Raw genomic sequence first — 6,194 nt, forward strand, 5'->3', positions numbered from 1 at the left:
TCCCCGGCGAGCTGTACGAGGCGGCCGAGCTGGACGGCGCGGGACTGCTGCGCAAGATCTGGCACGTCACCGTTCCGCAGACGCGCCTCATCCTTTCGCTGATGGCGCTCATGCAGGTCATCGCCACCATGCAGGTCTTCGTGGAGCCGTTCCTGCTCACCGGCGGTGCCGGCCCCGAAGGCTCCACCACGACCGTCGTCTACCTCATCTACCAGTACGCCTTCAACTTCAACAACTACGGCGCCGCGGCGGCCCTCGGCCTGCTCCTGCTCGTACTCCTCGCCGGCTTCTCGGCGGTGTACGTCAGACTCAGCCGCGCCGAGGACGAATAGGACCGGGGGAGACCACCATGTCCACACGCACGCTCATCTCGCCGGCCGTTCTCGCCCGGCCGCGCGGCAGGGCCCTCTACCGAATCGTCCTCGCCGCCGTCATCCTCCTGTTCACCTTGGTGTTCCTCGGCCCCCTCTACTGGCTGATGTCCAGCGGCTTCAAGGACGCCCAGGAGGTCATCCAGACCCCGCCGACCCTGGTCCCCGGCTCCTTCGAACCCGAGAACCACAGCCGGGCCTGGGAGGTCATGGACCTCTCCACCCTGCTGTTCAACACCCTCTACTACGCCTTCGGCGCGCTCGCCTTCCAGCTCGTCCTGGACGTCGCCGCCGCCTACTCCCTGTCCAAGCTCCGCCCGGTCCTGGGCAAGGCGATCCTCGGCATGATGCTGGCGACGCTCATGATTCCGGCCACCGTCCTGGTCGTACCGCAGTACCTGACGGTCCTCGACATGCCGATCGTCGAACGCAACCTGCTGAACACCCCGTGGGCGATCTGGCTGCCCTCCGTCACCAACGCCTTCAACATCTTCCTGCTGAAGCGCTTCTTCGACTCCATCCCGAAGGAACTCCTCGACGCCGCCTCCATGGACGGAGCATCGTCCCTGCGGATCCTGTGGTCGATCGTGCTGCCGATCTCCCGGCCCATCCTGGGTGTCGTGTCGATCTTCGCGGTCGTGGGCGTCTGGAAGGACTTCCTCTGGCCGATGCTCACCCTGCCCGACCCCTCCAAGCAGACCCTCAACGTCGGCATCTACTCCCTCTCCAACGGCGTCCCGGTCAACGTCCTCATCGCCGCGCTCACCATCGCCTCACTGCCCACTCTGATCATCTTCTTGATCTTCCAGCGGAACATCATGAGCGGCCTCACCGCCGGTGGCCTCAAGGGCTGACCGAGCCCCGAGCCCTCCGCCCGATCACGAGTCCGCACCCCCACAAGCCTTCGCCGCCGGCCCATCCGCCGCCCCGCTGTGCGGGTCGGCGGCGAAGAACCGACTGCCCGAAAGGACCGCCCCGTGGCAGCCCCTGACACCCTCCGCACCGACGACTGGTGGCGCGACGCGGCCATCTACCAGGTGTACCCACGCAGCTTCGCCGACGGTGACGGCGACGGCACCGGGGACCTCGCGGGCGTCCGGGCGAGACTGCCCTACCTCGCCGAACTCGGCGTCGACGCGATCTGGTTCACCCCCTGGTACGCCTCCCCGCTGGTCGACGGCGGCTACGACGTCGCCGACTACCGCACCATCGACCCCGCCTTCGGCACCCTCGCCGAGGCCGAGAAGCTCATCGCCGAGGCCCGCGACCTGGGCCTCCGGGTGATCATCGACATCGTCCCCAACCACGTCTCCGACCAGCACGCCTGGTTCCGGGCCGCCCTTGCAGCCGGCCCCGGCAGCCCCGAGCGAGCCCGCTTCCACTTCAGGCCCGGTCGGGGCGAGAACGGCGAACTGCCCCCCAACGACTGGCCGTCCCAGTTCTCCGGGAACACCTGGACCCGCGTCCCCGACGGCGAGTGGTACCTCCACCTCTTCACCCCCGAACAGCCCGACCTCAACTGGTCCCACCCCGACGTCCGCCGCGAGCACGAGGAGGTACTGCGCTTCTGGTTCGAGCGCGGTGTCGCCGGCGTACGCATCGACTCCGCGGCCCTGCTCACCAAGGACCCCGAGCTGCGCGACTTCATCGACGGCGTCGACCCGCACCCGTACATCGACCAGGACGACATCCACGACATCTACCGCTCCTGGCGGGCGATAGCCGACGAGTACGGCGGCGTCTTCGTCGGTGAGGTCTGGCTCCCGGACCCCGAGCGCTTCGCCCGCTACCTGCGCCCCGACGAACTCCACACCGCCTTCAACTTCAACTTCCTCACCTGCCCCTGGGAGGCGGACCGGCTGCGCCGCACCATCGACGACACCCTCGCCGAACACGCCCCCGTCGGCGCCCCCGCCACCTGGGTCCTGTGCAACCACGACGTGACGCGCACCGTCACCCGCTACGGCCGCGACGACACCGGCTTCGACTTCGCCAAGAAGCGCTTCGGCACCCGCACCGACCCAACCCTCGGCACCCGGCGCGCCCGCGCCGCCGCCCTCCTCACCCTCGCCCTCCCCGGCTCCGTCTACCTCTACCAAGGCGAGGAACTGGGGCTGCCCGAGGCCGACATCCCCCGTGACCGCATCCAGGACCCGATGCACTTCCGGTCCGGCGGCACCGACCCGGGCCGCGACGGCTGCCGGGTCCCCATCCCGTGGGAGGCCGAGGCCCCCGCGTACGGCTTCGGCACGGACCCGGGGCGGGAACCGTGGCTTCCGCAGCCCGACGACTGGGCCCGCTACGCCGTCGACCGCCAGGCCGCCGACCCCGGCTCCATGCTCACCCTCTACCGCACCGCCCTGGAGCTGCGCCGCACCGAGGCCGGATTCGGGGACGGCCCCCTGGGCTGGCTGCCGTCTCCCGAGGGCGTGCTGGCCTTCGCCCGCGCGGAGGGCCTCCTCTGCGTCGCGAACCTCTCCGGCGACCCCGTCCCCCTCCCGCCGCACACCGACATCCTGCTGGCCAGCGACGAGCTGCCGGCCCACGGCACGATCCCGCCGGACACCGCCGTCTGGCTGCGTACCTGACCGCGCCGCCCGACGGGATGGGCGGGTGCGCTCCCGCCCGGCCAAGGTGAGCCGGACCGGCGATCGCCGGCCGCTCCGGCGGTGTCGGCACCCCGCGCAGGCGGCACTGCGCGGTCACGGTCGGAAGCTCGGGCAGCTGCCGGAGCACGCGGTCCGGCATCGCCCGGTGACGGCATCCAGGAAGCACGACCTGTCCGCGGGCGAGGACCGGCAGAGGCAGCTCCTGGACGTGGCGAGCAGCGGGTGGCAGGCACCCGGGTGCGCCCACCACGAGCGGAGCGGCTGTCCGTCGGGGTCGTGGCGGCAGTCGGTGATCCGGGCGATGCCAAGATCATGCCAAGACCGTGCCCGTGACCAGTTGGCGACCGCGGACCGTGCGGCCGATCAGCGGCATGCGCGGGGCGGGCCGGTCGATGGACTGGCTCGCGTGCGGCAGCACCCGCGCGCCGGGGACGCGTACGTATGACGGACCGACCGTGCGAGTCGATCCCCGGCCCGCAGAGGCACCGGTGTCCCACTGAGGCTGCTCGGCCGATCGGCTCAGTGGTCGTGCCGCACCACCTACCGCCACTTAGCGTGATCGCTGGTTACTCAATGCTTTCGCTTCAGGAGGTGAGGTATGCCGCAGATACGTCGCCGCAGTCTGGCTCTGGGCATAGTCAGCGGTCTGGCAGCAGGCTCGACGCTTCTGACCACAGGCCAGACCATGGCCATGACCACGCACGCACCCGAACGCGCCATGGTGTCGGTGACGGGGCCTGACAGGCCTCAGGAGACACACAAGGGTGAGCCGCCCCGACCGGCCGACGCTGCTCCCGAACGCTCGAAGGATCGGGCGCTCCACGAGACCTACACCGTGGAAACCGGAGACAGCTTGTGGGAGATCGCCGACCATCACTACGGCGACGGAGCGAAATGGTGGGCCCTCTACGGGGCCAACGACGAGGTGCTCGAAAAGAAGGCGCGAGGCCACGGGCGCAAGGGCAGCGAAGCCGGCCATTGGATCTTCCCCAAGACGAAGCTGGCCGTTCCGGACCCTGACGTCACCGAGACCAACGCGCAGGCTTTCCACGAGGCCATCAATCAGATCCTGGTTGAGCATCCGCAGCTGACCGGCAGCCCACTCTGTCAAAGGGCGCATGCGCCGGAGGGCATCGGCGAGTGTCTCCTCGGGCTGCTCGACCTCTCGCCCCTCCTGCTGGGCCGACTCGACCTCCTGGAGGAAGTCTCGGCCGGCGCGCTCCTTGAGTCGTTCGAGCCTCTCATCGTCTGCGTCCTGCAGGGGAACGAACCGGATGCCTGCCCGGCAGGCGCGATTGCGAACCCGCCGGCCCAAGGGTGAGGAGCTTCGCCGGGGAGCCTCCGGTGAGGCAACCCGGCGAAGCGACGCCGCGACCGGGAGCCGCCCGTCGACACCGGACGGCGCCCGGACGAGGTCAGGGGGAAGCAGTCCAATGGGATGGGGCGGCTCCCGCACAGCCAGGCGGTGACCTGGGCCGCGGAGAGCTGTTGGTCGATCTGGTCGCAGGCGGCTCGCAGTATCTCGTGGGCGGTCCCCATTTCCGGCCCGGCGCCCGCTTGGGAAGTGATGACGCTGGTGGCGCCGATGTAGTGCCCGCCTCGCCGGCCCCTGATGGATGAGCGAGCCGATCAGCATCGCGGGCTTCCGCCCGTGTGATAGCCCAGACCGGCGAAGCAGGCCCCGGCCAAAGTGGACGGGGCGCGGCCGGAAAGGTGATCACGGCCGCCGGCTCGTCGGTCTCCAGACAGTCCCAGGGAACTGGTCGCGGACAACGGAACCGTGCGAGGTGTTCGGCTGGACGACGGCCGGACGCTCCAGGCGGCCCAGGTGGTCCTGGCAGCCGGCAGCATGAGCGGTGGACTGGCCGCAACCGCGCTGCCTCCCGGCGCCGTTCCACCCATGCTCCACGGCACAGGACTGGCCGTCGCGCGATGACGGGTGAGCAGTGAAAGCCGTCGCGGTAGGTGCCGGTGGCGAAGACGAGACCGTCAAGGTTGTGGGAGGGGCCGACCTGCGCATCCCCGCACTACTCGTCGACACCCACCTCGCCGACGGCCTCCGTCAACGCGCCGAGCGCCTCCACGAGCGCCTGCCCCACCCGATCGCCCTCCAGCCCGAAATCATCATCTCGCACCTCCTGCTCCCTGCCCGCAGCCCCGATGAGACGCAGCCCCTCACCTGGCTGTCGGACTACCTGCACGCCGCTCGCAAGCACTTCGGGCCCTTTGGCCAGGCCAGCTGAGCAGCCTCGGCGCGGCGCAGGAGCGAGGACTGGCCTGACGTGCTGAGACCGTGTCCGCCAGTGGGATCTACGCATGTGACTGCGGCGGCGAACACCACTGGAGCACGGAACGTGAAGGGAAGCCGGCGCACCCTGAGACGGACCCGGACCCGGACCCGGCGACGCGGGATCCGACCGGTCATCACCGAACGAGGCCAGGAACACGGCAGCGGCCTGGTCTGCGTAAGATCACCGCTCGAGGGGTGGTGGCATGGCCATGAGGAACTACCGGTGGTGCGTGGCGATCGCGGCTGCACTGCTGCTGGCCGGCTGTGGCGGTGGCGCGGAGAGCGACAGCGGGAACGGCAAGGCGGTGGCGCTCACGAAGGAACAAGTACGGGAGACGTTGCCGGACGGCGAGGCCATGACGGGTTGGAAGGAGTCCGCTCGGCCCACGGCCGTCGTGATGGACAAGCTCTACCGTTCGCAGGCCTGCCCCATCAAGGGCAACGCGGGCTGTGAGAACGCCCGCTTCTTCGGTGCCTCGACCTTCCGGCACGACGACAACGCCGCCACCGTCACCTTCCTGATCATCGCCTACGGCAGCGAACAGGCCGCCCAGGACGCGTACGACGTGCTCTGGGACGGCTACTACGGCAAGGTGGCGGGACAGAGGGCCAAGACGTTCGAGATCGGCTTGGTCGGTGACGAGCGCGACGCTCGATTCGGTTCCTCCGGCTTCAGCGGCGAGCCCGGCGCCGTGGCCCAGATCCGGGTCGGCACGGCGCTGCTGTGGACCGAGGCGGCTTCCGCGGACAAGGGCGGCATCGACGAGGACGGAGTACGGGACCTGGCCACGATGCTTGCCGAGCGGGCCCGACAGGCCCAGAACGGGGACGCACCGTCCGCCGTGCTCGACGGCTGACCGGGCGGCCACGCCGGGACCCGCCCCGCTACTGGAGAGCAGAGGAGCTAGGCCGTGTCCGCAAAGT

The 6,194-nt window shown here is 69.9% G+C and carries 6 protein-coding genes; all 6 read left to right on the top strand.

Features of this window, described 5'->3' with window-relative positions; translation table 11 throughout:
• Positions 1–332 (top strand): carbohydrate ABC transporter permease (locus CCN42_RS13990; protein WP_143661910.1); only part of this gene is annotated, 332 nt, incomplete at its 5' end.
• A gap of 17 nt (positions 333–349) precedes the next feature.
• A complete protein-coding gene (locus tag CCN42_RS13995; protein ID WP_086735849.1) occupies positions 350–1,225 on the top strand; it encodes a carbohydrate ABC transporter permease in 876 nt (291 codons plus the stop codon).
• Between the two features lie 123 nt (positions 1,226–1,348).
• The gene (locus tag CCN42_RS14000; protein ID WP_086735851.1) at positions 1,349–2,959 is read left to right on the top strand and encodes a glycoside hydrolase family 13 protein; all 1,611 of its coding nucleotides are present in this window, start codon (positions 1,349–1,351) and stop codon (positions 2,957–2,959) included.
• Between the two features lie 619 nt (positions 2,960–3,578).
• Entirely contained in the window at positions 3,579–4,301 is a 723-nt protein-coding gene (locus tag CCN42_RS14010) for a LysM peptidoglycan-binding domain-containing protein (protein WP_086735855.1), read from the top strand.
• Positions 4,302–4,926: 625 nt separating this feature from the next.
• The gene (locus tag CCN42_RS14015) at positions 4,927–5,223 is read left to right on the top strand and encodes a hypothetical protein (protein ID WP_086735857.1); all 297 of its coding nucleotides are present in this window, start codon (positions 4,927–4,929) and stop codon (positions 5,221–5,223) included.
• Between the two features lie 250 nt (positions 5,224–5,473).
• A complete protein-coding gene (locus CCN42_RS14020) occupies positions 5,474–6,127 on the top strand; it encodes a hypothetical protein (RefSeq protein WP_086735859.1) in 654 nt (217 codons plus the stop codon).
• The last annotated feature ends 67 nt before the right edge of the window (positions 6,128–6,194 follow it).

Origin of the sequence: Streptomyces glaucescens (assembly GCF_002154375.1) — a bacterium.
GTDB lineage: Bacteria > Actinomycetota > Actinomycetes > Streptomycetales > Streptomycetaceae > Streptomyces > Streptomyces glaucescens.